The following is a 24399-nucleotide window of genomic DNA, read 5'->3' on the forward strand; positions in this document are numbered from 1 at the left end:
GGGAGGCCCTCGTGGCCGGAACACGACGGAGACGGCGGCGCGCCGGAATCGCCCTGCTGGCCGCGGCGCTCGCCGGCGGGATCGCGGTGCAGCCCGCGCCGGCGTCCGCGACGCCGCCGGGCCGGACCGCGCTGGACGCCGCGTTCGTGCGGGCGGCGCAGGAGTACGACGTGCCCCGGGACGTCCTGGTCGCGGTCGGCTACGGCGAGTCCCGCCTCGACGCGCACGGCGGCAAGCCGAGCCAGGCGAACGGCTACGGGGTGATGCACCTGGTGAGCAACCCGGTCCAGCACAGCCTGGAACGGGCGGCGGAGTTGACGGGCGAGCCGGTCGCGCGACTGAAGACCGTCACGCCGGCGAACATCCGCGGCGGTGCGGCCGTGCTGCGCGATCTGGCCGACGCCGAGGGACTGACCGCGCGGGACCGGGACCGGGTGACCGCCTGGTACCCGGTGGTGGCGCGGTACGGCGGCGCGGCCGACGACGCCACCGCACGCCTGTACGCGGACGGGATCTACGAGCTGGTGCAGCAGGGCATTCCGGGAGCGGTGCCCGTCCGGGCGCACCGGGTCGAGCCGGAGCGGGGCCGCTACGCCACGGTTCCCCCCGCCGGCACCGCGTCCCGTACCCTGGCCGCCGCCGTGCCCGAGTACCCGCCGGCGCGGTGGGTCGCCGCGAACGGCGCGAACTACGGCGTCGGGCGGTCCAGCCGGATCACCACAGTGATCCTCCACGTCACCCAGGGTTCGTACGCCGGGACCATCAGCTGGTTCCAGAACCCGTCGTCCGGGGTCAGCGCCCACTACGTGGTCAAGTCCAGCAACGGCGAGATCACCCAGATGGTCCGCGAGGGCGACACCGCGTACCACGCCCGGTCCGGCAACGCGTACGGCGTCGGCATCGAGCACGAGGGCTACGTCGACAACCCGGCCTGGTTCACCGACGCGATGTACCGTTCGTCGGCCGCGCTGACCCGTTACCTGTGCGACAAGTACGGCATCCCGAAGAACCGCACCGGCATCAAGGGGCACAACGAGATTCCGGGCAACGACCACACCGACCCGGGGCCGAACTGGAACTGGAACTACTACCTCTCACTGGTGAACCAGGGCGGGGGTGGATCGGCCGCTCGGTATCTCGGTGGTTCGCCTACCGATTTCGATGGTGACGGTCGCGATGACGTGGTGGCGTTCACCCATGGTGCGCTGGCCGACGCCTACGTGGCCACGTCGACGGGTTCGTCGTTCGCGGGCACGTCGGTGAAGTGGCACGACTGGTTCGCCCTGTCCGGGGAGACACCGCTGACCGGCGACGTCAACGGTGACGGACGCGACGACGCGATCGTGTTCACCCACGGCACCACCGCCGACGTCCACGTCGCCTTGTCGACGGGCACGTCGTTCGCGGCGTCGGCGAAATGGCACGACTGGTTCGCCCCCGGCACCGAGGTCCCCGCCGTCGGCGACGTCAACGGCGACGGCCGCGACGACATCATCACCTTCACCCACGACACCAACGCCGACGTCTACGTCGCCCTGTCCACCGGATCATCCTTCGCGGGCACCGCCGTCAAATGGCACGACTACTTCTCCATCCCCGGAGAGTTCCCCGCCCTCGGCGACGTCAACGGCGACGGCAAGGATGACATCATCACCTTCACCCAAGGCCCCGCCACCGCCGCCGACGTCATCGTCGCCCTGTCCACCGGCACCAGCTTCGGCCCACCCCAGAAATGGCACGACCTGTTCGCCGTCGGCACCGAACAACCCCGCGTCGGCGACATCAACGGCGACGGCCGCGACGACATCGTCACCTTCACCTGCAACACCGACGCCGACGTCTACGCCGCCACCTCCACCGGCACCACCTTCGCCGGCACCACGATCAAATGGCACGACTTCTTCTGCCTACCCGGCGAATTCCCCTACCTCGCCGACACCAACGGCGACGGCAAAGACGACCTCATCGTCTTCACCAAGAACACCACCAACGACATCTACGTCGCCCTGTCCACCGGCACCACCTTCGCCCCCAGCAGCAAATGGCACGACTACTTCGGCCTCACCGGCGAAACCACACTCTGACCCCGACAGCGGTAGACGCCGGCCCGGCGGGCCGGCGTCTACCGCTTCACCAGGTTGCGCAGCGCCGAGAGCAGCGATCGGTGGCTGACCTCGGCGTAGATCTTCTTGTCCTGCCCGTACAGGACCACGTACGGGCACTGCTGGTCGTCCCCGCCCATGGTCTTGTCCAGCAGCCGTCGACCGGTTGCCACCTCGTACACCCGCAGGCGGTAGGTGGCCTTCAGCAGCGTCAGCGTGTCCGGCTTCGGGTCGTCGTAGCGGCACTTGCGGATCGTCGCGCCGGTGCTCGTGCGATCCAGGCAGGCGACCGTCTGCACGACCTTCGGGTCCTCCGACGCCCAGGTCCGCTCCACCCGCTTCGACAGGCCCTCGTCGTAGTAGTAGACCTGGTCGTGGCGGCGGCTGCCCGTGCCCAGATCGGTGCCGACGAGCAGCGCCACCGGGTGCGGCGCCGCTCCGGTGCGCTTCGGCGACTGCGGAAAGTAGAGAACACCGTCGCACACGTCGTTCAGATCGGAGATCTGCGCCGCCGGGAAGTCGCTCGGCTGCGGCCCGCGCGCCGACGGCTCCGCGCTCGCCGTCGCACCCGGCGTGGGCGTCGCGCCGGACGACCGCCAGGGTGCCGCCGGCGGCGCGGCCGGCTCCCGCTCGGCCGCCTCGCGGGGCGAGGAACCCAGCAGGAACGCGCCGCCGATCAGGCCCGAGCACGCCACCAGCAGCAGCACGCTCAGCACCGCGACGGCGACGACCAGAGCACGGCTGCGGCCGGACGACGGCGGGCCGGGTGGCGGGTACGGCCCGTACGGCGGAGCCGGCGTGGCCGGACCGTACGGCGGACCAGCGGTGGGTGGCCCGTAACCCGGAACGGGTGACCCGTGACCCGGCCCGGTGGCGGGCGGTGGTGGCGGCTCGGGAACGCCGGGCGGCTCGCCGGCCGGCCGCGTCCAGGCGGTCTCTCCCCGCTGTTCCGCGTCCCCCGCCGGTCCCTGCTCGGATCCGGCCCCCGTGTCGGACATGCGCATTCCCCCGTCGAACCCGTCCGGAGCGCGCAACCTATCAGCCTCGCCGGACCGGAGGAGGCCCACTGGATGGTTGCGCTACCTAGATGGCGGCGCTACCGTCATCGCCGGATGTCGTCCGATCGGGACAGTGCGGAGCGGGATGAACCAGGAACGGCGGGCGCAGTGGTTGCGCGGGGTGCTCGACCTCTGCGTGCTGGCGCTGCTGAGCCGCGGCGAGTCCTACGGCTACGAGCTGTCCCAGGCGCTGCGGGCCCACGGCCTGGGCGCCGTGCAGGGCGGCACCCTCTACCCGGTGCTGCTGCGGTTGCAGCGCTCCGGCCTGCTCACCGCGCACTGGCGGGAGGGCGGAACCGGGCCCGCGAGGAAGTACTACCGGATCAGCCCGGCCGGCAGCGCGGCGTTGCGGGCCGCCGCGATCGACTGGAGCGCCTTCGCGTCGAGCGTGGGCACGATACTGCGCGAGGAGCCGAAGCGGTGAACCACGAACCCTGGCTCGCCGCCCTGACCGGCGAGCTGCGCCGGCACGGGGTGGGGCCCGACCTGACCGGTCACGTCGTCGCCGAGGCGGCCACCCACCTGCTCGACAGCGGGGAGTCGCCGCTGCGGGTCTTCGGCGCGCCGGAGACGTACGCCCGGGCGGTGGTCGACAGCCTCGGCGGCCCTGACCTGCGGCCGCCGCGCCGCCAGCCCGGACCGGTGCGGCTCGCCGCCCGGGGCGTCACCAAGCGCTACCGGGGACGCACCGTCCTGGACCGGGTCGACCTCACCGTCCGGGCGGGCCAGATCGCGGCGGTGGTCGGCGCCAACGGCGCCGGCAAGAGCACGTTCCTGCGGATCTGCGCCGGCCTGCTGAGCCCGGAGGCGGGCACCGTCGAGGTGCACGGCACGCTCGGATACTGCCCGCAGGACGGCGGCACCGCCGAGTTCCTCAGCCCGGACGAGCACTTCGTGCTGATCGGCGCCGGCCGGGGCCTGGGCCGGACGGCGGCGCGGCGGGCCGGGCGCGCCGAGGCGGCCGGGCTGGAGTGGACGCCGCCGCGGCGCACCCAGGCCCGGCACCTCTCCGGCGGCACGCGGCAGAAACTCAACCTGGTGCTGGCCCGGCTCGGCGAGCCGGACGTACTGCTGCTCGACGAGCCCTACCAGGGTTTCGACCGGGGCACGTACCTCGACTTCTGGCACGAGGTGTGGCGGTGGCGCGACGCCGGCAAGGCCGTCGTGGTCGTCACCCACCTGCTCAACCAGCTCGACCGCGTCGACGTCGTGCTCGACCTGGCCGGGGAGCGCGACGCATGAGCCGGACCCTCGTGGTGGCCGAGGCCGCCCTGCGCGAGCTGCTGCGCCGCCGTACCGTGCTGGTCATCCTGCTGCTGATGCCGCTGGCCTTCTACCTGAGCCGCCGCGGCGACCACCTCGGGCAGTCGATCCGCTTCGTCTGTCTCGGCCTGTCCTGGGCGCTGAGCACCGCCGCGCTGTTCGCGGGCAGCGCGGCGCGCGGCCTCGAACCCCGCCTGCGGCTCTCCGGCTACGGCAGCCGGCACCTGGTGCTCGGCCGGCTGCTCGCGCTCTGGACCGTCGGCGTGCTGCTCTCCGCCCCGTACCTCCTGCTCGTCCTGGCCGACCAGCGCGACGTGCGGTACGGCGCGATCGCGCTGATCATGGCGTTGACCGTGTTCGTGTCGGTGCCGTTCGGCCTGCTGCTGAGCGCCGTGCTGCCGCGCGAGCTGGAGGGCACGCTGGTGCTGCTGACGGTGATCGGTCTCCAGATGGTGATGGACCCGGCGGGCGGCGCCACCCGCGCGTTGCCGTTCTGGTTCAGCCGCGAGCTGGCCACGTACGCCGTCGACCACACCGACGGCGGCTACCTCACCCGGGGCCTGACCCACGGGCTGGTCTTCGCGGTCGTCCTCACGCTGCTGGTCGTGGTGGCCGCCGCGGTGCGGCTGCGGCAGCGCCGGCACCTGCGCCTGGCCACCTGACCGGCGGGGGCGGCGGACCGGACCGGGGCGCCTGCCGTGGCAGGATCGGCGGGTGCAGATCGGGTTGCTCGGGCCGTTCCAGGTCACCACGGACGGCGGCGTACCGGCCGACGTACCGGGCGCACGGCTGCGCGGGCTGCTGGCCGCCCTCGCGCTCCAGCCCGGCCGCGTGGTCCCGAAGGCGGCGCTCGTCGACTGGATCTGGGGCGAGCAGCCGCCCGCCGACGCCGCGAACGCGCTGCAACGACTGGTGTCCCGGCTGCGCAAGGCGCTGCCGGCGGGCGCCGTCGACGGGCTGCCGGACGGCTACCGGCTCGCCGTCGAGCCCGACGCCGTCGACGCCGTACGGTTCGAACGGCTCGTCCGCCGGGCCCGCGACGGCGCCGGGCCGCAGCGGGTACTGCTGCTGCGCGAGGCGCTGGGCCTGTGGCGCGGCGACGCGCTGCGCGACGTCGGCCTGCCCGACAGTCCGGCGCTCGACGCGGCGGCGACCCGGCTGGAACGGTTGCGCCTGACCGCGACGGAGGACCGGTACGACGCGGAGATCGGGCTCGGCCGGGAAGCGGACCTGATCCCGGAGCTGACCGACCTGGTGGCCGCCCATCCGGTGCGCGAGCGGCTCGCCACGGCCTTGATGCGCGCGCTCGTCGCGGCCGGGCGGGACACCGAGGCGCTGCTGGTCTACCAGCGCACCGCCGACGCGCTCGCCGACGCCCTCGGCGCCGATCCGTCGCCGGAGCTGTCGGCGCTGCACGTCGCCCTGCTGCGGGGCGAGACGGTACGCCGCGACGACACCCGCCGGACCAACCTGCGCGCCGAGCTGACCAGCTTCGTCGGACGGGACGCCGACCTCGCCGCGGTCGGCGCGCTGGTGGCCGAGCACCGGCTCACCACGCTCACCGGTCCGGGTGGCTCCGGGAAGACTCGGCTGGCCACCGAGACCGGGCGCCGGCTGACGGGCGACCTGCCGGACGGCGCGTGGCTGGTGGAGTTCGCCGTGATCAGTGCCGACGGGGACGTGGCGCAGGCGACGATCTCCGGGCTCGGCCTGCGCGACGCGCTGCTCGGCGACGCGGGCAGCGCGGAGCCGGCCGACCGGCTCGTCGCGGCGATCCGGGACCGGGACATGCTGCTGATCCTGGACAACTGCGAACACGTCGTGGAGCAGGCGGCGGCGCTGGCCCACCGGCTGCTCGGCGAGTGCCGGCGGCTGCGGATCCTGGCCACGAGCCGGGAACCGCTCGGCATCACCGGGGAGGCGTTGTGGCCGGTCGCGCCGCTGGGCCTGCCCGACGGCGACGCCGCCGTCGCCGAGGTCGAGTCGTCGCCCGCCGTCCGCCTGCTGCGGGACCGGGCCGCGGCGGTCCGCCGGGACCTCGCGTCCGACGCCCGCACGGCGATGACGATGGCGCGGATCTGCCGCGCGCTCGACGGCATGCCGCTGGCGATCGAGCTGGCCGCGGCGCGGCTGCGCACCATGTCCGTCGACCAGCTCGCCACCCGGCTCGACGACCGGTTCCGGCTGCTCACCGGCGGCAGCCGGACCGCCCTGCCCCGGCACCGGACGCTGCGCGCGATGGTCGACTGGAGCTGGGAACTGCTCACCGACGCCGAACGCGCGGTGCTGCGCCGGCTGTCGGTGTTCTCCGGCGGGGCGAGCCTGGACGCCGCCGAGCGGGTCTGCGCCGGCGGCGCCGTCGAGCCGGGCGACGTGCTCGACCTGCTCACCGCGCTGACCGAGAAGTCGCTGCTGGTCGCCGCCGGCGACGTCGCGCCGCGCTACCGCATGCTCGGCACGATCAAGGAGTACGCCGCGCAGCGGCTCGCCGAGGCGGGGGAGGCGGACCTCGCGCGCCACACGCACCTGGCGTACTTCACCGAGCTGGCCGAGGCGGCCGAGCCGCGGCTGCGCCGTGCCGACCAGCTCACCTGGCTCGCCCGGCTCGAAGCCGAGCACGACAACATCACCGCCGCGATGCGCGGGGCGCTCGCCGCCGGTGAGGGGCGCGAGGCGATGCGGCTCGCGGCCGGTGCCGGCTGGTACTGGTGGCTCGGCGGCCACCGCAGCGAGGGCATGGAACTGATCATCGCGGCCACCGAGGCGCCCGGCGAGGTGCCCGACCACATCCGTGCCGTGGTGTACGGACTCGTGGTGCTGTTCCTCAGCTCCGGGCCGGGCGACGCGCAGCACGCGGCCGAGTGGATCCACAAGGCGTACCGGTTGAGCGGGGAAGGCCGCGGCGGTCACCCGGAGCTGGCCCTGGTCGTGCCGATGGAGCGGATGCTGCGGGAGCCGGACGCGCTGCTGCCCGCCTGGGAGTCGCTGCTCGACCACGAGGACCCGTGGGTACGCGCGCTGGCCCGGCTGCACCTGGGCAAGCTGCGGGTCATCCTCGGCATCGAGGCGGCGCAGGCGGAGGCGTGCCTGCGGCAGGCGCTCGCCGAGTTCCGGACGGTCGGTGAACGCTTCGGGATCTCGTTCGCGCTCAGCGAGCTGGCCGAGCTGATCGCCGTACGCGGTGACGTCGCCGCCGCCTGCGACTACTACGAGCAGGCCGTCGCGGCGGTCACCGAGGTCGGCGCCGTCGAGGACGTGATCCGGATGCGGGCGCGGCTGGCCTGGCTGTACCGGCTGGGCGGCGACGCGGCGGCGAGCGCCGACGCCCTGTCCGAGGCGCACCGGCTCGCCGCCGGGGTCGCCTGGCCGGGCGCGCTGGCCGAACTGGCGCTGGTCCGGGCGTACCTGGCCCGGCACGACGGTGACGCGGACGAGGCGTACGCGCAGCTGCGGTCGGTGTCGGCGCTGCTCGGCGACGAGGCGAACCTGGCCGGCGTCCGGGCGGGCATCCAGGATCTGCTGGGCTACCTGACCGACGACGTCGAGCAGTCCCGTACCCGTCGGGCGGCGGCGTGCCGGGCGGCGCGCGAGGCCGGCTACGCGCCGCTGACCGCGCAGGTGCTCGTCGGTGTCGCCGACCTGGCGATGCGGCTGGACCGGCCGGACCAGGCGGCGCGGCTGCTCGGCGCCGCCGTCGCGGTACGCGGGCTGCCCGACCGCGCCCACCCCGACGTGCCCCGGATCGAGGCGGCGGCGCGCGACCGCCTCGGCGACGCGGGGTTCGCCGAGGCGGTCGCACAGGGCCGGGAGACCGGCTGGGAGCGGCTGGTGGAGATCACGCTCGCTTCGTGAACGTGGACCGCGCCCACAGGTAGCCGACCACCGCGATGCCGGCGCACCAGGCGAGCGCGGGGATCACGTCGCCTGCTGACGGCGCGCCGTCGAGCAGGCCGCGCAGGGTCTCGATGATCGGCGTGAACGGCTGGTACTCGGCGAACTGCCGCAGTCCCGGCCCCATCTTGTCCGCCGGCACGATCGCGCTGCTGAAGAACGGCAGCAGGACCAGCGGCACGGCGGCCATGCCCGCCGACTCCGGTGACTTCGCGAACAGGCCCAGGGCGACTGTGAACCAGCTGACGGCGACGCTGAGCAGCACCACCATGCCGGCCACGCCGAGCCAGTGCAGAGCATCGGCGTCCGGGCGGAAGCCGAGCAGGAACGCCACCCCGACCAGGGCCGCGACCGCGAGGACGTTCGTCAGCACGGTGGCGACGACATGGCCGGTCAGCACCGCGCCCCGGGAGACGTGCATGACCTTGAACCGGTTGATGATGCCCTTGGTCATGTCGGAGCTGACCGACGTCGCGGTGCCGCCGAGGCCGTAGCAGACCGCCAGCAGCATCAGCCCCGGCGTCGCGTAGTCGACGTAGTCCACGCCGACGGAGAACGCGTCGCCGAGCATGTACACGAACATCAGCATGACGATGATCGGCATCAGCACCGCGTTGAACACCGAGGTCGGATTGCGGCGCAGGTGCGTCAGGTTGCGGCGCAGCATGACGACCGAGTGGTTCCTGCTCATTTGGCGGCCACCTCCGGGGCGCGGCCCGTCAGGGCCAGGAAGACGTCGTCGAGGTCCGGGGTCTGTACGGACAGGTCGCCGGCGCTGATCGCGTGCGCGTCGAGCCGGTCGAGCAGGGCGCGCAGCGCCGCGGTTCCGCCGTCGGTGGGCACGCGCAGCGCCAGCGCCTCCTCGTCGCGTACCGCGTCGGGCAGCACCAGCGCCGCCGCGTCGAGTTCGGCGACGGTGCCGAACCGCAACCGCACGTGCGTGCCGGGGATCCGGCGCTTCAGCTCCTCCGGCGTGCCCTGGGCGACCAGCCGGCCCTGGTCGAGCACCGCGATCCGGTCGGCGAGGCGGTCGGCCTCGTCGAGGTACTGGGTGGTGAGGAAGACCGTCACGCCACCGGCCACCAGCTCCCTGATGATCGACCACATGGTGCGCCGGCTGCGCGGGTCCAGCCCGGTCGTCGGCTCGTCGAGGAAGATGATCCGCGGCTCGCCGACGAGCGTCATCGCCAGGTCCAGCTTGCGGCGCATGCCCCCGGAGTACGTCGACACCAGCTTGTCGGCGGCCTCGACCAGGTCGAACCGTTCCAGTAGCTCCGCGACGACCCGCTTGCCGGGCACGCGGTTGCGCGGGCCGAGGTCGACCATCAGTTGCAGGTTCTCCCGCCCGGTGAGCAGTTCGTCCACCGCCGCGAACTGCCCGGTCACGCCGATCGCCGCGCGGACCGCCTTGGCCTCGGTGACCGCGTCGTGCCCGGCGACCCGCACCGATCCGGCGTCGGCGCGGATCAGGGTGGTCAGGATGTTGACGGTTGTCGTCTTGCCGGCTCCGTTCGGGCCGAGCAGGGAGAAGATCGTGCCGGCGGGGACGTCCAGGTCGACGCCGTCGAGCACCACCTTGTCCTTGTACGCCTTGCGCAGCCCGGAGACCGCTATCGCTGAAGTCGTCATGCGCCCACCATGGGCGGCCGTACCGCCACCGCCCTGACACGGCGCTGACACGGCCGCTGACAGCTTGTCGGTGGGCCGGCGTACGGTCCCGCCGTGGATCGGGAGACGTTCTGGGAGATCGTGGAGCGGGCGCGCCTTGCCGCGGGACGCGAGACGGTCACCGCCGAGGGAGCCGACGCGGTGGCCCGGCATCTGGTCGCGGAGCTGTCGGTGCTGAACCCGGCGGCGATCGTGGGCTTCGAGCAGGCGTACGACGACGTGACCGCGGAGGGGTGGCGCTGGGACCTGTGGGCGGCCGCCTACCTGATGCGCGGCGGCTGCTCGGACGACGGGTTCGACTACTTCCGCGGCTGGCTGGTGGCGCAGGGGCGGGCGGTCTGGGAGCGCGCCGTCGCCGATCCCGACTCACTCGCCGGGGCCGGCGTCGACCAGGACGACCACGCGGTCGACTGCGAGGCGGTGCTGAGTGCGGCGGGCCACGCCTACGCCCGGGCGACCGGCGGCGGCACCGACGCGTTCTGGGAGGCGCTCGACGCCGCCGACCGGGCTGCTCCCGTCCCGGCGGCGGCCGACCCGGCCGGTGCGGACTTCGACTTCGACGACGACGAGCAGATGCGCGCCCGCCTGCCGCGCCTGGCCGCGATCTACCGGCCGGTGGAATGAGGCGTCACGACCCGCCGCCGACCCGATCCGGGTTAACCGCTGGTCCGCTGCGGTCCGGGTGGGCGAGCATGGTCGGCATGGCCGGGTCGACGGGTGCGAGGCTGCCGCTCCAGGGCGGGCTGCCACCCGGCGAGGCGCTGACCGGCGCGGTGCGGGAGATCGCCTGTGACGAGTCCGGCTTCTCCGGCACCAACCTGCTCGACCCGGCCACCCCGGTGATCGTCCACGCCAGCGTCGACCTGAGCCGCGACGAGGCGGCCGCGTTGATCAGTACGCTGCGGTCCGGGTTCCGGTTCTCGCCCGACGAGGTCAAGTCCCGGCAGTTCCTGCGCCGCCGGGAAGCCGCCGAGGCGGTGCAGTGGTTCCTGTCGGCGCTGCGCGGCCGGGCGCACGTGCACCTGGTCGACAAGGAGTTCTTCCTCGCCACCCGGGTCGTCGACCTGCTGCTGGCCGAGCCGTCGTACGCGGCGGGCACCCGCCTCGCCGGTGACCGGCGTCCGGCCGCGACGGCGCTGCACCGGGCCGGGCGGGCGGCCGGGCCCGAGTGGGCGGCCTTCCTCGCCGCCGTGGTCGAGATGCTGCGCACCAAGCGGCGGGACCGGGCGGACAACCGGAGCGTGGCGCGGTTCTTCGCCGCCCGGGACGCGCTGCGCCGCCACGTCGACGACGCGCGGGCCGGCGCGGTACTCGACGCGCTCGACCCGGCCCGGGTGGCAGCCGTGCAGGCCCGGTTGTACGCGGGCGACCGGACCATCCCGCCGCCGCTGGAGCCGCTGCTGCCGGCGCTGGCCGAGACCGTCCTGCACTGGAGCGCCGGCCGGCGGCGGGTGCTGGTGATCCACGACGAGCAGAGCGCGCTCACCGAGGACCGGCTGCGCCGCCTCCAGGCGGCACTGGCCGCAGGCGATCCGGCCCGCGCGTCACCGCTGGCCGGGCTGGTGATGACGGATTCGCGCGACGACCCGCGCGTGCAGGCCGCCGACCTGCTCGCCGGGGTGGCCCGCCGGATGCCCGGCGTCCCCGGCGACGGACCGCTGCGCCCGTTGCTGTCCCCGGACTCCGCGCTTGATCCGAACGCCGCCGAAGCCAGGCCCCGCCCGGGTGCCGCCGACGCGACGCGGGAACCGACCAGCGCCAGGGCAGCGCACGAGCCGCACGCCTTGCCGGCGGAACAGGAGCCGGCGTGATCCTCGACGACGTGACGCCGACCGGCGGGGTGCACTGCGAGACCACCACGCTCGGCGTGCTGACCCGGCACGCCGGTCTGGATCTCTCCGAGCCGATGCTGTTCGGCCTCGGCGAAGGGCTCGGCTTCGTCTACTGGGACGCCAAGAGCATGGACGTGCCGTTCCTCGGCGGGCGCACCAAGCCGCTGTGCGTGACCCGGGCCGCCGCCGGCCGCCTCGGCCTGGATCTGCGCGTCCGGGAGACGACGTCGGCGGCCAAGGCGTGGCGCAACGTCACCGAGGCGCTGGACGCCGGGCGGCCGGTCGGCCTGCAACTGGACTCGTACCACCTCGACTACTTCACCACCAGGGTCCACTTCGGCGGGCACACAGTCGCCGTGTACGGCTACGACGACACCCGCGCCCACCTGGTCGACACCGCCCAGCAGGGCGGCGCGGTGACCACGACGCTGGACAGCCTGGCCCGGGCCCGTGCCGCGCGTGGCCCGATGACCGCGCGCCACCTGTCGTACACCCTCACCGCGTCCGGCGGCCCCCCGGATCTGGCCGCCGCCGTCCGCGCGGCGGTACGCGCCAACGCCGGGGCGTTCCTCGACCCGCCGATCGCCAACCTCGGGCACCGGGGGATCGCCACCGCCGCCGCCCGGGTCACCCGCTGGCTGGACCGCGCCGCCGTCCCGGCCCGCGACCTGCCGCTGGCCGCGACGCTGATGGAACGCGGCGGCACCGGCGGCGCGCTGTTCCGCAACGTGTACCGCGACTTCCTCGCCGAGGCCGCCGCCGTCACCGGCGACGCGCGGCTGCGGCGGGCACAGCTGATGTACGCCGGCATCGCGCCGCTGTGGACCGCCGTCGCCGACCACATCGCCACCGCCGGGCGGACCGGTGACGCCACCCACCTGACCCGCGCGTCGGCGCTCCTCGCCGACCTGGCCGTCCGCGAACGGGAGGCGATGACGGTGCTGGCCGCCGTGGCCGCCGGGTAGCGGTCAGCCGAGCTGCTGGGCCAGCGCCACGACGACTCCCGCCGGGCCGCGCAGGTAGCACAGCCGGTAGACGTCGCCGTAGTTCGCCACCTCACCGATCAGCTCGCCGCCGTGGGCCCGCAGGCGGGCCACCGTGTCGTCGACGTCGTCCACGGCGAACATGACCGACCGCAGGCCCAGCGTGTTCGGCGGCGCGCCCGGCGGTTCGGCGGCGACGAGCGCCGGCGACCGGAACCGCGTCAGTTCGAGCTTGCCGTGGCCGTCCGGCGTCCGCATCATCGCGATGTCCACCCGGACGCCGTCCATGCCGTTGACCCGGTCCACCCAGGCCCCCTCGACCGGCATCTCGCCCTCCACCTCCATGCCGAGTTCGGTGAAGAAGGCGATCGCGGCCGGCAGGTCGTTCACCACGACGCTGACGTGGTCCATCCGCTGAAGCGTCACACCCCGAGCATAGGGCGGCGTCCGGCGTGGTCAGCTCATGTCGAGCGTGTACGCGGCCTCCCGCACGTCGGCGTCCGGATGACGGCGCAACCCGACGAGCAGGTCCCGCCACGGCGTCTTCCAGCCGAACTCCGACCCGTGCGCGACGAGCGCCACCGCGAACAGCCCGCCGGCCAGGTCGCCCCGCCCGGCGAGGTGGGCCACCGTGTCGGCGAGCGCCGCCGGTTCGGGCCGCCGCCGCATGGTCAGCAGGCGATCGCCGACACGTCCGGCGGTGCGCACCGCGACCACGGGCCGGCCCGCGCAGAGCGCGGCGACCCCGTCCAGCCCGTCGAGCCGGCCGAGGTCGACCAGCAGCCCGGTGGCCGTACCCAGGAAGCCGTCCTGGACGGCGAGCCACCGCGCCGCCTCGACCAGCCCGGCCCGGTCGGCGCCGGCCGGACGGCTGTCTGACCACAGGGCCGCGCCCTCCGCGAGCAGCTCGACGCGCCGCCGGGCGGGCCGGTCGGCGGCCGGACCGCCCGGGTCGTCGTCGGCGGCGTCCCGCTCCACCAGCCGGGTCAGCGCGGCCCGGAACGCCGCGTCGCCACCGGCCCGCAGCAGGTTCGCCACGCCGAGGCCCGGCGTCGTCTCGTCCAGGTCGGTGAGCCGGTCCACGACCAGGCCGGTGACGTCGGTCAGCCACTGCGACCACTCGCCGAGCGCGTTGAACGCCGCGCGGCGGACCTCCCGGTCGTCGGACCGGCACGCCTGCACCACGAGCGCGGCGTAGGTGCGACGGTGGCGCTGCGAGATCCCGGACGGGTACGCGCCGAGCACCGCCCGCCGCTCCTCCCGGCTGGCGTGCACCGCCGCGTGCAGTACCGCCCAGCCCGCCTCGGTCCCCAGCCGCTGCCGGGCGGCGGAGGCGATCGCCGCGCGTACGTCGCGGTGCGTGCCCGGATCGGCGTACGCCTCGCCGAGCGCCGCCATCACGTCCACGTGCGCGTAGCGGGCCAGGAGCCGGGCGGCCTCCTTGCGGCTGGTGACCTTCGCGGCGCCGGTCAGCACCCAGCCCAGCAGCTCGGCCAGGCGGACCGGCCGGACGTACCGGGCGGCCCGCCCGGCGGCGTACAGCGCGACGCGCGCCCGGTCGCCGTCGGCGTACCGCAGCAGCACCGGGAACGCCTCGTCCGGCCGGTCGGTCCAGACCAGCGCGCCGAGCGCCGCCTCGGCCACCGGCACCTCGGACGCGTCGACGTGGCGCAGCACCAGCTCGCGTCCGGCCGGGCCGGCCCCGGCGGCGGCCTGGATCGCCGCCGCGCGCTGCCACACCCGGTGACCGGAGTCGGCGACGATGCGTGCCTGAAGCGCCACGAATTGTTCCTGGTGGCGGGAGAGCCAGCGCTGCGCGTGCGGCGCCCGGCCGGGCACCCACCGCTTCCCGCTCTCCACGAACCGGCCGCGCGGAGCGCGGTCCAGCACCCGGTCGAGCAGGTCGGTGCGGCACGTGCAGACGATCGTCCACACCTCGTGCAGCGCCACCGCCGACGCGTCCACGTCGAGCACCTCGGCGACGCGCCGCGAGCGGGTACGCGGATCGGCGAGCCAGAGCCCGATCGCCGTACGGGCCACCGGGGGCAGGGTGCCCGGCCCGATCGCCCGGCGCAGCAGGTCCTGCAGCTCCGGCAGACGCCAGGCCCGCCGGCCGAGCGCGTGGGTGAGCGCGAACAGCAGCCCGTACCGGCCGCGCGCCATGCCCGCCTCGATCCGGCTCCGGAGCCGGTCGAACACCACAGTCTCCTGGCCGTGCCGCAGCACCGTGTCGAGCCGGCGCAGCACCGGCACCGTCGCGTCGCTGCTCACCACGTCGATCGTGAGCAACGCCCACTCGACCAGCTCCGGCACGTCCACGTGGTGCGTGAGGACGTCGACGGCGAGCCGGCTCAACGCGGTGGTGGTGATCGCCGAGGTGTCCCGCGCGTCGACCGCGTCGGTGGTGAGCCCGGTCAGCCCGCCCGCGCTCATGGCGGTGAGCAGCGGCGCCACTGTGGCCAGCGCGGTGAGCGCTGCCGCGCGTACCGGGTCCTGCTCGTTGCGCAGCCGACCGAGGCGGACCACCACCTGGGCCACCGTGCGCGGGTCGCGGGACCGGCGCGCGGCCGCCACCAGCAGCCGCCAGCCGTCCGCCCGTTCCTCCGCGTCGCCCGAGCGCAGCGCGGCGCTCGCCGACGCCGACGCCTCCGGCCACGGCAGGTACGCGCTCCAGAACCGCACCTGCTCCTGCCGCTCGCGGACCGACGGCAGGGCCAGCACGCGGGCCGCCTCGCGCGCCCGTGCCGCAGCCGGCAGCATCTCCATCACCGCGGCGCCGGGTAGGAGTGCCGTGGTGTCGGTGTCGGCCAGCGCCCCGTCGTACAGCTCGGCCCGGCGGCTCGGCGCGACGGCGCGCAGCAACGCGGCGAGGGCCAGGTCGTGGTCCCGCAGCCGGGCGGCGAGCGGGACCAGCTCGCCGGTGGGCAGCGCGGCGAGGCGGAGCAGCAGCGCCCGGGGCGGCACGATCCGGGCCAGCCAGGCCGCGCGGTCGGGCGACGTGAGCAGGCGTACGACCCGGCGCGCGTCGTGTGCGGCGAGCCGCCCGTACGCGACGAGCGGGCCGGGCAGCGACTCCTCGGGCGCGTACGCGTCGAGCAGGTCCAGCGCCCGCGCCGGATCACCGCCCAGCACCGCGCCGCCGACCTCCGCCCAGATCCGCCCGCGCCTGTCGGGCGGTGCCGCGGCGAGCCGTTCACCGGTGCGCGCCAGCACGATGTCGCTGTGCCTCCGCATCAGCCGCTCGGGATTCAGCGCGTGCTCCAGGTCGGGCAGCCAGGCCCGTACCGTCTCGGGGCCGCAGGCCGGCAGCAACGCGGCGGCCTCGTGGTCGCCGAACCGCTCGCGTACCCCGATGATCAGTGCGTCGGCGACAGCCGGCACCGGGTTGCGGCGCAGCGCCCGGTAGACGCGCCGCCGCGCGTTCGCCGGCCGTTCGGTCAGGTCGGCGGGCGTCACGCCGGCCCGCACGGCGGCGGTCAGCGCGGTGGCGGCGATCGAGGGGTCCGGGTCGAACGTCGCGGCCAGGACCGCCGCGGTGTCCCGGGTGGCCAGCGCGGCGAGCAGCGCGAGACGCCGCTCGTAGGGGCCGTGCCGGCGCAGGTCGGCGCAGACCTGCGCACGGTCGGGCGCGGTGCGTGCCCACGCCACGAGACGCCGGCTCCGGTCGCGGTGGGGAAGCGGGTCGAGGGCGGTCAGCAGGTCGCGGGCGGCGGTGAGCACGGCGCTCATTGTGCCGGTGCCCGGCCCGCCGCGGTGCCCCGTCGCACTATTCCGCAATTCCTATGGAAATTGTAGATTTTCAGCTTTCTCCCAGCTGTCCGGGATTGACATCATTCGGACCGTCGGGGATATTCCTAGCGGCGCGTCGGGGCGCGGGGCGGAGCAGGCGAAGTCTGCGGATTTCACCTGCGTGACGTGCGGAAAGGTGTTCGTGCTGCCCCTGCTCCGCGGGGTCCGGATGAGGTTGGGAAATGATTAATCGGGCCGTCGAATTCGCCAAGCACAATTCGCCGAATTCTCTGCGCGTCAAGGCCCGGCGGGCGCAGATGGAAGCGCGCAACGCCCGTATGCGACTCACCGTTCCGGTGGTGGCCCGCAGCGAGTTCGACAACATCTTCCACTGCACCGTCCGCAAGACCGGCAGCCAGTGGATCAAGGCGTTGTTCAGCGACCCGGCCGTCTACCGCCACTGCGGGCTGCTGCCCTACGACCCGCGCTTCTACTCCGGCGGCGCCACCGCGCCGGTGCCGGCCGGCCGCATCGGTCTGGCGATCTTCCTCTCCCACAAGCGGTTCGAGGCAGTGCCCAAGGCCGGCAGCTACCGCGCGTTCTTCGTGATCCGCGATCCGCGCGACGTGGTCGTGTCCAGCTACTTCTCGCTGCGCAACTCGCACGCCCCGATGGGCGACATCCCGCAGGCGCGCAAGGCCCTCCAGGAACTGCCGAAGAAGGAGGGCATGCTCTACGTCATCGACCGCCTGCGCGACAAGAAGCAGTTCGGGCAGATGCGCTCCTGGGCAGTCGCGCCGAGCGACGAGACGTTCCGGCTGTTCCGCTACGAAGACCTCACCGGCGAACGGCAGGCCGACGAGGTCGACCAGCTCCTGCGGCACTGCGGCATCACGCTGCCGCCGGCCGAGCTGGAGGCGCTGCTGGCCCGCTACAGCTTCACCAAGATGAAGAAGGCCAAGGAGACGCCCGGGCGGATCTCCCACTACCGCAAGGGCGCGTCCGGCGACTGGCGCAACCACTTCGACGACGACATCTACGCCGCGTACACCAAGGCGGCCGGTGACCTCGCGGAGATCCTCGGCTACCCAGCCCGCGACGAGACCCCCGCCCGCTGACGGTCGCCGTATGCTCCTGCCGTGGAGCTGAGGTTCACCACGCGGGCGTCCGACTCGGCCTGGATCGACACCGTGTGGACCTGCGCCAGCGACCGGGTCGACGAGATGACCTCGGTGGCGACGCCGTGCTGGGGGCTCGTGTTCTGGCAGCGCGACGGGCGCTCCTACGCGGCCGTCTCCGGTCCGGAGACCGCTACCGGCACCGCGCCGGTGCCCGAGGGCGCCACGTTCGTCGGCATCGAGTTCGCGGTGGGCACCTCGCTGCGGCTCGTACCCACGCCCGAGCTGGTGGACAGCGGCGCCGAGCTGCCCGACGTGGGCCGCCGGACGTTCCGGCTCGACGGCGGCCGGTGGCCCACACCCGGCCCGGACGACGCCGAGGCCCTGGTCGAGCGGCTGGTCCGTGCCGGTGCGGTGGTCCGCGACCCGCTCGTCACCGAGACGCTGCGCGGCGGCCGTCCACCGGCGTCACCGCGTACCCTCGAACGCCGGTTCCGGGCGGCGACCGGGCTGACCCGGGGCGCGGTGCGGCAGATCGACCGCGCGCGCCGCGCCGCCGTGCTGCTGGCTGCCGGCGGCCCGCCCGCCGACGCGGTCACCACCTTCGGGTACGTGGACGAACCGCACCTGGCCCGCGCGCTGCGCCGGTACGTCGGGCGGACGGCCGGTGAGCTGCGCGCGGGCGCCGGTGGGGCGATCGCGCTGGACCCGGCTCAGCGGGTCACGTCGTAGACCAGTTTGACGACGCCGTTGGGGTAGGCGGCGCAGTCGCGCAGCCGCAGCGTCTGCCGGTCCCGGTCCGCCTGGCTGAACAGGCCCTTGCCGGCGCCGAGCAGCACCGGGAAGACGAGCAGGTGGTACCTGTCGATCAGGTCCGCCTCGGCGAGCCGGCGGGCGAGTTCGGCGCTGCCGTGGATGAAGATGTCGCCGCCGTCGCCCTGCTTGAGCGCGGCCACGTCGGCGGTCGAGCGCAGGATCGTCAGCGGCCCCCAGCCGTCGATCAGCGCGTCCTCGGGGAGCCTGGACGACACCACGTACTTCGGCAGGTCCCGGTAGGCGGCGTGGTCCTCGGAGTCGCGCCAGGTCGGCGCGAACGCCTCGTAGCTGCGCCGGCCGAACATCAGCGCCGTGGTCTGCGCCAGTTCCTCGCCCTTGAGCGAGAACGCCTCCGGCAGGAACTCGACGTCCTTGACGACCCAGCCGCCGCTGCGGTGCTCCTCGCCCGGGCCGCCGCCGGGGGAGTCCACGACGCCGTCGAGCGACATGAATCCGGTGTAGACAAGATCACGCATGCGGCCATGCTAGGAAGGCCCGCCACCTGCCGTCTTGTACGGAACCGACACGCCTCAGCAGCCGCACGAGACGCCGGCCGGGGCGGTGAGGTCGTCGGCGGGCCGCCGGGCGAGCCCCGCCTCGGTGCGTACCGGGAAGCCCTCCCGCACCCAGTACTCGTACCCGCCGATCATCTCCTTGACCGGCCGGCCGAGCCGGGCGAACTCCAGCGCCGCGCGGGTGGCGCCGTTGCAGCCCGGCCCCCAGCAGTACGTCACCACTGTGGTGTCCGCCGGGACCAGTTCGTCCGCCCGTTCGGCGATCTCCGCGGTCGGCAGGTGCACCGCCCCGGGGATGTGCCCCTGCCGCCACGCCGAGAGGGAACGCGAGTCGACCACGACCAGGCCCGGTACGCCCGCCTCCAGATCGGCGTGCACGTCGCTCACGTCGGCCTCGAAGGCGAGCCGGGCCGAGAAGTGCGCGCTGGCGTCGGCGGGGCGGGCGGCGGGAATGCGCAGGACGTTCGACATGGCACCCATCGTGGTGGCCGCCGTCCGGCCGCTCCAGTGGCGCGAGCGACGCCCTTCGCTAAGATCCCGCCATGAACCGCGCCACCGTGTCGGTGCTGGCGTACGAGGGCATGTCGGTGTTCGAGACCGGCATCGTCACCGAGGTCTTCGGGCTGCCCCGCCCCGAGTTCGACGTGCCCTGGTACGAGCTGACCGTCTGCGCGGAGGCCCCCGGCACGGTGCGGCTGGTCGGCGGCGCCACGCTGCACACCGGCCACGGCCTCGACACGTTCGCCGCCGCCGGCACGCTGATCGTGCCCGGCGTCGCCGACGTGCACGCCGACCCGACACCGGCGCTCACCGGCGCGCTGCGCGCGGCCCACCGGCGCGGCGCCCGGATCGTGTCGATCTGCTCGGGCGCGTTCGCGCTGGCCGGCGCGGGACTGCTCGACGGCCGCCGGGCCACCACCCACTGGCGGTACGCCGACCTGCTCGCCCGGCGCCACCCGGCGGTACGTGTCGACCCGGACGTGCTCTACGTCGACGACGGCGACATCCTCACCAGCGCCGGCAGTGCCGCCGGTCTCGACCTCTGCGTCCACCTGGTACGCCGCGACCACGGCCCGACGATCGCCAACGCGGTCGCCCGCCGGCTGGTCGTACCGCCGCACCGCGAGGGCGGCCAGGCGCAGTTCATCGAGGCGCCGGTGCCCGGCGACCCGGAGGACGACCGGCTCGCGGCGAGCATGTCCTGGGCGCTGGCGAACCTGAACACCCCGATCACCGTCGACCGGCTGGCCCGGCAGGCCCACATGTCGGCGCGTACCTACCTGCGCCACTTCGCGCGGGCCACCGGGACCACACCGATCCGGTGGCTGATCGACCGGCGCGTCCAGGCCAGCCTGCCGCTGCTGGAGACCACCACCGCGCCGATCGAGCAGGTCGCCACGACCGTCGGGTTCGAGACGGCTGTGACGTTCCGGCACCACTTCGCCGCCGTGATGCGAACCTCGCCGTCGGCGTACCGCCGGGCCTTCACAGGGCCCGGCGGTCGCCGCGCTCACGACCCGGCGGCACCCAGCGGTACGACGTAGGAGTCGACGCGGGCGATGAGGCCGTCGCGGAACGTGAACAGGTCGTTGAAGGCGAACCGGAACGGCCCGTGCTCGACGCTGACGCCCCGGCCCTCGCCGGTCACCACGACGACCGGCCCGTCCTCGTGCACGCGCTCGACGTCGAGGCGCGGGCTGCCGGTGAACGCCGGGTTCTCGATCTCGCCGTCGAACTCCGTCCGGCCCCGGGTGGTGCGGTGGCCGTGGATGACCCACTCGACGTCGTCGGTGAGCGTGGCGAGGATGCGCTCGTGGTCACCGGCCCGGAAACCGGCGAAGTATTCGGCGACCAGGTCACGCTGGGTTGCTCGGGTCACTGGTGTCTCCGTCGTCGTGGTGTCGTAGGTGGGCGGCGAGGGCGTCGAGGATCGAGGCGAGCCCGTCGGCCGCCTGGTCGGTACGCAACTCGGGCGGGAGCTTGCGCTGGTGCACGGTGAGATCGGTGCCGTCCCCGGCGGGCCGCAGGGTGACGGTCGTGCGCAGGCCGGTGACCGGCTCGTCGAACACCAGCTCGCGCGGCGGATCGACGCTCACGTAGACGAATCGCAGGCGCCCCGTCCGGCCGTCCGGCCCACGCGTGTCGAGCGCGAACTCGCCGCCCGGTCGCAGGTCGACAGTCACCGAGCCGGGCCGCACCGTGGCGTGCGAGCCGCCCCAGAACGCGGCGATGCCGGACGGTGAGGTGAAGGCGGCCCACACCCGGTCGGGCGCGGCGGGCAGGTGGCGTCGCGCGATCAGTTCGTCACCGTGCCGCTCGGTACGGGCCCTCACCGGGTCGCCTCCGGATCGGCGAGGTGGGTCTCCAGCGCGTCGAGACGGTCGTCCCAGGCGCGGCGCTGCTCGTCGATCCACGTGCCGAGCCGCGCGAGCCGGTCGACGCGCAGCCGGCACGGTCGCCGCGTGCCCTCCCGCCGCTGCTCGACCAGGCCGCACCGGCGCAGCACGCCGACGTGGTGGGAGATGGCCTGCGGGGTCAGGTCGAACGGCTCACCCAGCTCGCCGACTGTGGCCTCACCCTGGGCGAGGCGGGCCACCAGGGCGCGGCGGACCGGGTCGCCGAGGGCGGCGAAGGCGCGGTCGAGGTCCGGGTCGGAGCGCATGGCCCCACGCTATCGCAAACGTCGGTTTGCGCAAACAACTATTTGCAGATGCGTCTGGCGGGCGGGTGGCCTCCGCGCCGGAACGCGGCAGGGGGTGTGGGCGTTGGGGAAGCAGGGGACGGGAGGACCGTTTCGGGTCATGTGGCATCGGGAACCGTCGTCGGGACAGGCACGGGACGGAGGTCGACGTGAGGACACCGGGTCGCCGTAGGCGGATGCTTGGCGTACCCCTGCTCGTCACCGCGCTGCTGGCCGGCGCGTGTGGCGACGGCGGTGAGAACGACGGCGGCGACGCGGGGCCGGGCGCGACCTCGGCGGCCCCGGCGCCCACGGCCGCCGCGCCGTCGGCGTCCCAGTCGTCCGGCGGTCGCGTGACAATCCCGAGGTCCGCCTTCGCCGACCTGCCGCCGGAACTGCGCAAGACCGACGCGCAGCCGATGGAGGTCACCGACGCGTTGCCCGGGCTGTGCGACCAGGAGTTCCGCAGCGGTGGGCGGTCGGTCACCGCGAGCGCCGCGATGATGAGCACCTACAAGCAGCCGAAGGATCCGCCGGAGAACGTCCCCTACGGCACGCTGCACCAGACCGTCTTCGCCTTCGAGGGCACCGGCGCGGCCGACTACCTGCGCCGGGTCCGCGGCGCGGTGGCGGACTGCCGGTCCTTCCCGGCCTCCGGCGGCACCGTCACCGTCCGGTCCGAGCCGATGGCCCGGACCGGGGACGAGGCCCTGCTGGTGACGGTGAGCCGGCCGGCGACCGGCCTGGACGGCAGCCCGGCCGAGGGGCGGACCACCAGCCAGATCCTCGTGATCCGGGTCGCCGATGCCGTCACTGTCGTGCACGACCAGGGCTGGGAGGGCACCAGCAACGACCCCGGCCTGGCCGACGACGTCGCCCGGGCCGCGGTCCGCGGCCTCGACTCCTGGCAGCGCTAGCGACGACGGCGCGCCACCCGGCGTACGAGCAGAAACGCGACGCCGCCGGCCAGCACCCAGGGCGCGGCGACCACGATCGGGTCGAGCGGGTGGTGCACCTTGTCGGCCCGGTTGCCGCGAAGCCGCGACGAGAGCCCGTGATGGCTGAACTCACTGAGCACGCCGGTCTCGGTCACCGGGTTGTCCGGGTGGCGGCTGAACAGCGACCCCAGCCTGCTCTCGGCGGTGTCGACCCGGTCGGCGGCGAGCAGCAGCAGCCAGTGCGCCGCGCGGCCCTCGCTGAACCGGCGGTACGAGTAGCGGCGGATCACGCCGGAGAGCCCCTTGGGCGGGCACGAGGTGCCGAAGACCGGGGTCAGGAACTTGTGCTCGATCGACCGCTCACGCGGCCACTTCTCCGGCTGCCGCTCGGGGAACTCCCAGTGCGCGCCGGTGATCTCCGGGGCGAAGCGCTCCTTCGGTACGGCGGGCCGGTCCGCCGGGTCGAGGTCGGCGCCCCACCCGGGGATCCGGGCACGCAGTTCGTCCGTGGACTCGGCGAGTTTCGGCTTGTCCGGCGTGTACGGCATGGTCGGCTCCGGTCCTCTCAGGCGGCGTTCGGGACGATGAGCGGCTTGATGCAGCCGTCGAGCTTGGCGGAGAAGATGTGGTACGCCTCGGCGACGTGCTCCAGCGGGATCCGGTGGGTCACGATGTCGCTGGGCTTCAGGTAGCCGTTGCGGATGTGCTCGAACAGGCGCGGCCACTGCCGCTTCACCGGGCACTGGTTCATCCGCAGCGTGAGCCCCTTGTTCAGCGCGTCGCCGAACTTCACCGCGCTGAACATCGGCCCGTACGCGCCCATCACGGAGATCGTGCCGCCCTTGCGGACCGAGTCGATGGCCCAGTTCAGCGCCACCGGCGAGCCGCCCTGCAACTTCAGCTTCGTCGCGGTGACGTGCTGGAGCAGGTTGCCGTCCGCCTCCGCGCCGACCGCGTCGATCGCCACGTCCGCGCCCAGGTGGTCGGTGATCTTCTTCATGTGCACGACGATGTCGTCGTACTCGGCGAAGTTGTACGTCTCGGCGTGGGCGAAGGAGGCGGCCTTCTCCAGCCGGTAGTCGAGGTGGTCGATGACGATGACCCGGCCGGCGCCCATGAGCCACGCCGACTTGGCGGCGTAGAGCCCGACCGGCCCGGCGCCGAAGACCACCACCACGTCACCCTCGGCGATCTCGCCGAGCTGCGCCCCGAAGTAACCGGTGGCGAGCGCGTCGGTGAGCAGCACCGCGTCGTCGTCGTCCATCCACTCCGGAATCGGGCTCGGCCCGACGTCGGCGAACGGCACCCGGACGTACTCGGCCTGGCCGCCGTCGTAGCCGCCGCAGGTGTGCGAGTAGCCGTAGATGCCGCCCACGGCGGTGGCGTTCGGGTTCACGTTGTGGCAGTTGCTGTAGAGGCCCCGGGCGCAGAAGAAGCACGACCCGCAGTACACGTTGAAGGGCACCATCACCCGGTCGCCGGGCTTGAGGTTGCGCACCGACGGCCCGACCTCGTCGACCACGCCGACGAACTCGTGACCGAACGTCATCCCGACCCGGGTGTCCGGCATCATCCCGTGGTAGAGGTGCAGGTCGGAACCGCAGATGGCGGCCCGCGTCACCCGGACGATCGCGTCGTTGGGATGCTCCACGACGGGCCGGTCCTTCTCCTGCACCCGCACCCGGTACGGACCGCGGTAGACCATTGCTCGCACTGGACGCCTCCCGGTTGGCCGTGCCGCTTGTTCGACTCGCCCCGGATCGTCCGGAGCACTGGAAGGGCTACCCCCGACGAGGAGGGGCAAAC

Annotated in this window: 24 protein-coding genes; 12 read left to right on the forward strand and 12 right to left on the reverse strand. The window is 74.0% G+C overall.

Going from position 1 to position 24399, the window contains the following annotated elements:
* The first annotated feature begins 11 nt into the window (after window positions 1-11).
* Window positions 12-2084, forward strand: a complete 2073-nt coding sequence (locus Q3W68_RS14075) for an N-acetylmuramoyl-L-alanine amidase (protein WP_302905846.1) — start codon at window positions 12-14, stop codon at window positions 2082-2084.
* A gap of 38 nt (window positions 2085-2122) precedes the next feature.
* Here the strand turns inward: Q3W68_RS14075 and Q3W68_RS14080 are convergent, their stop codons facing one another.
* Entirely contained in the window at window positions 2123-3100 is a 978-nt protein-coding gene (locus Q3W68_RS14080; RefSeq protein WP_302905847.1) for a hypothetical protein, read from the reverse strand.
* A 133-nt stretch (window positions 3101-3233) separates the two neighbouring features.
* On the opposite strand from Q3W68_RS14080, the gene Q3W68_RS14085 reads away from it, so the two are divergent.
* Genes Q3W68_RS14085 through Q3W68_RS14100 form a run of 4 tightly spaced genes read left to right on the forward strand, consistent with a single transcriptional unit; the run spans window position 3234 to window position 8275 of the window.
* Window positions 3234-3584 (forward strand): PadR family transcriptional regulator, encoded by a 351-nt coding sequence (locus Q3W68_RS14085; protein WP_302905848.1) that lies wholly within the window; start codon window positions 3234-3236, stop codon window positions 3582-3584.
* A complete protein-coding gene (locus Q3W68_RS14090) occupies window positions 3581-4402 on the forward strand; it encodes an ATP-binding cassette domain-containing protein (protein WP_302905849.1) in 822 nt (273 codons plus the stop codon). Before Q3W68_RS14085 ends, Q3W68_RS14090 begins: the two co-directional genes overlap by 4 nt.
* Window positions 4399-5085 (forward strand): hypothetical protein, encoded by a 687-nt coding sequence (locus Q3W68_RS14095; protein ID WP_302905850.1) that lies wholly within the window; start codon window positions 4399-4401, stop codon window positions 5083-5085. The genes Q3W68_RS14090 and Q3W68_RS14095 overlap by 4 nt, the downstream gene beginning before the upstream one ends.
* 52 nt (window positions 5086-5137) lie before the next feature.
* Entirely contained in the window at window positions 5138-8275 is a 3138-nt protein-coding gene (locus tag Q3W68_RS14100; RefSeq protein WP_302905851.1) for a BTAD domain-containing putative transcriptional regulator, read from the forward strand.
* On the opposite strand, the gene Q3W68_RS14105 is transcribed toward Q3W68_RS14100, so the two are convergent.
* Together Q3W68_RS14105 and Q3W68_RS14110 are read right to left on the reverse strand one after the other, a co-directional pair.
* On the reverse strand, window positions 8259-9005 hold the full coding sequence (locus Q3W68_RS14105) for an ABC transporter permease (RefSeq protein ID WP_302905852.1): 747 nt from the start codon (window positions 9003-9005) through the stop codon (window positions 8259-8261). The genes Q3W68_RS14100 and Q3W68_RS14105 overlap by 17 nt on opposite strands.
* Window positions 9002-9943, reverse strand: a complete 942-nt coding sequence (locus Q3W68_RS14110; RefSeq protein ID WP_302905853.1) for an ATP-binding cassette domain-containing protein — start codon at window positions 9941-9943, stop codon at window positions 9002-9004. Before Q3W68_RS14110 ends, Q3W68_RS14105 begins: the two co-directional genes overlap by 4 nt.
* Window positions 9944-10036: 93 nt before the next feature.
* Here Q3W68_RS14110 and Q3W68_RS14115 point away from each other — a divergent pair, with 93 nt between their 5' ends.
* The 3 genes from Q3W68_RS14115 to Q3W68_RS14125 all read left to right on the forward strand — a co-directional run bounded on the left by Q3W68_RS14115 (window position 10037) and on the right by Q3W68_RS14125 (window position 12779).
* On the forward strand, window positions 10037-10606 hold the full coding sequence (locus Q3W68_RS14115) for a DUF4240 domain-containing protein (protein ID WP_302905854.1): 570 nt from the start codon (window positions 10037-10039) through the stop codon (window positions 10604-10606).
* A 77-nt stretch (window positions 10607-10683) separates the two neighbouring features.
* Window positions 10684-11793 carry a DUF3800 domain-containing protein gene (locus Q3W68_RS14120; protein ID WP_302905855.1) on the forward strand — a complete coding sequence of 370 codons (1110 nt, stop codon included), beginning with the start codon at window positions 10684-10686 and terminating at the stop codon, window positions 11791-11793.
* Window positions 11790-12779, forward strand: coding sequence for a BtrH N-terminal domain-containing protein (locus tag Q3W68_RS14125; protein ID WP_302905856.1), 990 nt, complete (start codon window positions 11790-11792; stop codon window positions 12777-12779). Before Q3W68_RS14120 ends, Q3W68_RS14125 begins: the two co-directional genes overlap by 4 nt.
* Before the next feature lie 3 nt (window positions 12780-12782).
* On the opposite strand, the gene Q3W68_RS14130 is transcribed toward Q3W68_RS14125, so the two are convergent.
* Together Q3W68_RS14130 and Q3W68_RS14135 are read right to left on the reverse strand one after the other, a co-directional pair.
* Entirely contained in the window at window positions 12783-13208 is a 426-nt protein-coding gene (locus tag Q3W68_RS14130) for a VOC family protein (protein ID WP_302906186.1), read from the reverse strand.
* 45 nt (window positions 13209-13253) lie between these two features.
* Entirely contained in the window at window positions 13254-16526 is a 3273-nt protein-coding gene (locus tag Q3W68_RS14135; protein ID WP_302905857.1) for a hypothetical protein, read from the reverse strand.
* Window positions 16527-16768: 242 nt separating this feature from the next.
* On the opposite strand from Q3W68_RS14135, the gene Q3W68_RS14140 reads away from it, so the two are divergent.
* The gene (locus Q3W68_RS14140; protein WP_302905858.1) at window positions 16769-17644 is read left to right on the forward strand and encodes a sulfotransferase domain-containing protein; all 876 of its coding nucleotides are present in this window, start codon (window positions 16769-16771) and stop codon (window positions 17642-17644) included.
* 21 nt (window positions 17645-17665) lie between these two features.
* A complete protein-coding gene (locus tag Q3W68_RS14145; protein ID WP_302905859.1) occupies window positions 17666-18376 on the forward strand; it encodes a helix-turn-helix domain-containing protein in 711 nt (236 codons plus the stop codon).
* Here Q3W68_RS14145 and Q3W68_RS14150 read toward each other — a convergent pair.
* Window positions 18358-18936, reverse strand: a complete 579-nt coding sequence (locus Q3W68_RS14150; protein ID WP_302905860.1) for a dihydrofolate reductase family protein — start codon at window positions 18934-18936, stop codon at window positions 18358-18360. The genes Q3W68_RS14145 and Q3W68_RS14150 overlap by 19 nt on opposite strands.
* 54 nt (window positions 18937-18990) lie before the next feature.
* A complete protein-coding gene (locus Q3W68_RS14155) occupies window positions 18991-19455 on the reverse strand; it encodes a rhodanese-like domain-containing protein (RefSeq protein WP_302905861.1) in 465 nt (154 codons plus the stop codon).
* Window positions 19456-19517: 62 nt separating this feature from the next.
* On the opposite strand from Q3W68_RS14155, the gene ftrA reads away from it, so the two are divergent.
* Window positions 19518-20519 carry a transcriptional regulator FtrA gene (gene ftrA, locus Q3W68_RS14160; protein WP_302905862.1) on the forward strand — a complete coding sequence of 334 codons (1002 nt, stop codon included), beginning with the start codon at window positions 19518-19520 and terminating at the stop codon, window positions 20517-20519.
* Here ftrA and Q3W68_RS14165 read toward each other — a convergent pair.
* The 3 genes from Q3W68_RS14165 to Q3W68_RS14175 are packed head-to-tail and all read right to left on the reverse strand — an operon-like array spanning window position 20486 to window position 21637.
* Complete coding sequence (locus Q3W68_RS14165; RefSeq protein ID WP_302905863.1) at window positions 20486-20854, reverse strand: nuclear transport factor 2 family protein; 369 nt, start codon at window positions 20852-20854, stop codon at window positions 20486-20488. The two genes, ftrA and Q3W68_RS14165, sit on opposite strands and share 34 nt — an antisense overlap.
* On the reverse strand, window positions 20832-21308 hold the full coding sequence (locus tag Q3W68_RS14170) for an SRPBCC domain-containing protein (protein ID WP_302905864.1): 477 nt from the start codon (window positions 21306-21308) through the stop codon (window positions 20832-20834). The genes Q3W68_RS14165 and Q3W68_RS14170 overlap by 23 nt, the downstream gene beginning before the upstream one ends.
* Complete coding sequence (locus Q3W68_RS14175; RefSeq protein WP_302905865.1) at window positions 21305-21637, reverse strand: helix-turn-helix transcriptional regulator; 333 nt, start codon at window positions 21635-21637, stop codon at window positions 21305-21307. Before Q3W68_RS14175 ends, Q3W68_RS14170 begins: the two co-directional genes overlap by 4 nt.
* Window positions 21638-21852: 215 nt before the next feature.
* Between Q3W68_RS14175 and Q3W68_RS14180 the strand changes: the two genes are divergently transcribed.
* Window positions 21853-22572 carry a hypothetical protein gene (locus Q3W68_RS14180; protein ID WP_302905866.1) on the forward strand — a complete coding sequence of 240 codons (720 nt, stop codon included), beginning with the start codon at window positions 21853-21855 and terminating at the stop codon, window positions 22570-22572.
* Here the strand turns inward: Q3W68_RS14180 and Q3W68_RS14185 are convergent.
* Window positions 22569-23141 (reverse strand): hypothetical protein, encoded by a 573-nt coding sequence (locus tag Q3W68_RS14185; RefSeq protein WP_302905867.1) that lies wholly within the window; start codon window positions 23139-23141, stop codon window positions 22569-22571. The genes Q3W68_RS14180 and Q3W68_RS14185 overlap by 4 nt on opposite strands.
* A gap of 17 nt (window positions 23142-23158) precedes the next feature.
* On the reverse strand, window positions 23159-24298 hold the full coding sequence (locus tag Q3W68_RS14190) for a zinc-dependent alcohol dehydrogenase (protein WP_302905868.1): 1140 nt from the start codon (window positions 24296-24298) through the stop codon (window positions 23159-23161).
* Window positions 24299-24399 lie beyond the last annotated feature (101 nt).

It is taken from the genome of Micromonospora sp. C28ISP2-4 (assembly GCF_030519385.1).
Taxonomy (GTDB): Bacteria; Actinomycetota; Actinomycetes; order Mycobacteriales; family Micromonosporaceae; genus Micromonospora; species Micromonospora tulbaghiae.

Bases quoted from the DNA above. Each gene is read 5' to 3' on its own strand.
- Q3W68_RS14105 (WP_302905852.1), bottom strand. From the start codon at position 9,005: ATGAGCAGGAACCACTCGGTCGTCATGCTGCGCCGCAACCTGACGCAC.
- Q3W68_RS14130 (WP_302906186.1), bottom strand. From the start codon at position 13,208: ATGGACCACGTCAGCGTCGTGGTGAACGACCTGCCGGCCGCGATCGCC.
- Q3W68_RS14175 (WP_302905865.1), bottom strand. From the start codon at position 21,637: ATGCGCTCCGACCCGGACCTCGACCGCGCCTTCGCCGCCCTCGGCGAC.
- Q3W68_RS14080 (WP_302905847.1), bottom strand. From the start codon at position 3,100: ATGTCCGACACGGGGGCCGGATCCGAGCAGGGACCGGCGGGGGACGCG.
- Q3W68_RS14150 (WP_302905860.1), bottom strand. From the start codon at position 18,936: ATGCGTGATCTTGTCTACACCGGATTCATGTCGCTCGACGGCGTCGTG.
- Q3W68_RS14185 (WP_302905867.1), bottom strand. From the start codon at position 23,141: ATGCCGTACACGCCGGACAAGCCGAAACTCGCCGAGTCCACGGACGAA.
- ftrA (WP_302905862.1), top strand. From the start codon at position 19,518: ATGAACCGCGCCACCGTGTCGGTGCTGGCGTACGAGGGCATGTCGGTG.
- Q3W68_RS14140 (WP_302905858.1), top strand. From the start codon at position 16,769: ATGATTAATCGGGCCGTCGAATTCGCCAAGCACAATTCGCCGAATTCT.
- Q3W68_RS14135 (WP_302905857.1), bottom strand. From the start codon at position 16,526: ATGAGCGCCGTGCTCACCGCCGCCCGCGACCTGCTGACCGCCCTCGAC.
- Q3W68_RS14155 (WP_302905861.1), bottom strand. From the start codon at position 19,455: ATGGGTGCCATGTCGAACGTCCTGCGCATTCCCGCCGCCCGCCCCGCC.
- Q3W68_RS14180 (WP_302905866.1), top strand. From the start codon at position 21,853: ATGCTTGGCGTACCCCTGCTCGTCACCGCGCTGCTGGCCGGCGCGTGT.
- Q3W68_RS14120 (WP_302905855.1), top strand. From the start codon at position 10,684: ATGGCCGGGTCGACGGGTGCGAGGCTGCCGCTCCAGGGCGGGCTGCCA.
- Q3W68_RS14190 (WP_302905868.1), bottom strand. From the start codon at position 24,298: ATGGTCTACCGCGGTCCGTACCGGGTGCGGGTGCAGGAGAAGGACCGG.
- Q3W68_RS14095 (WP_302905850.1), top strand. From the start codon at position 4,399: ATGAGCCGGACCCTCGTGGTGGCCGAGGCCGCCCTGCGCGAGCTGCTG.
- Q3W68_RS14110 (WP_302905853.1), bottom strand. From the start codon at position 9,943: ATGACGACTTCAGCGATAGCGGTCTCCGGGCTGCGCAAGGCGTACAAG.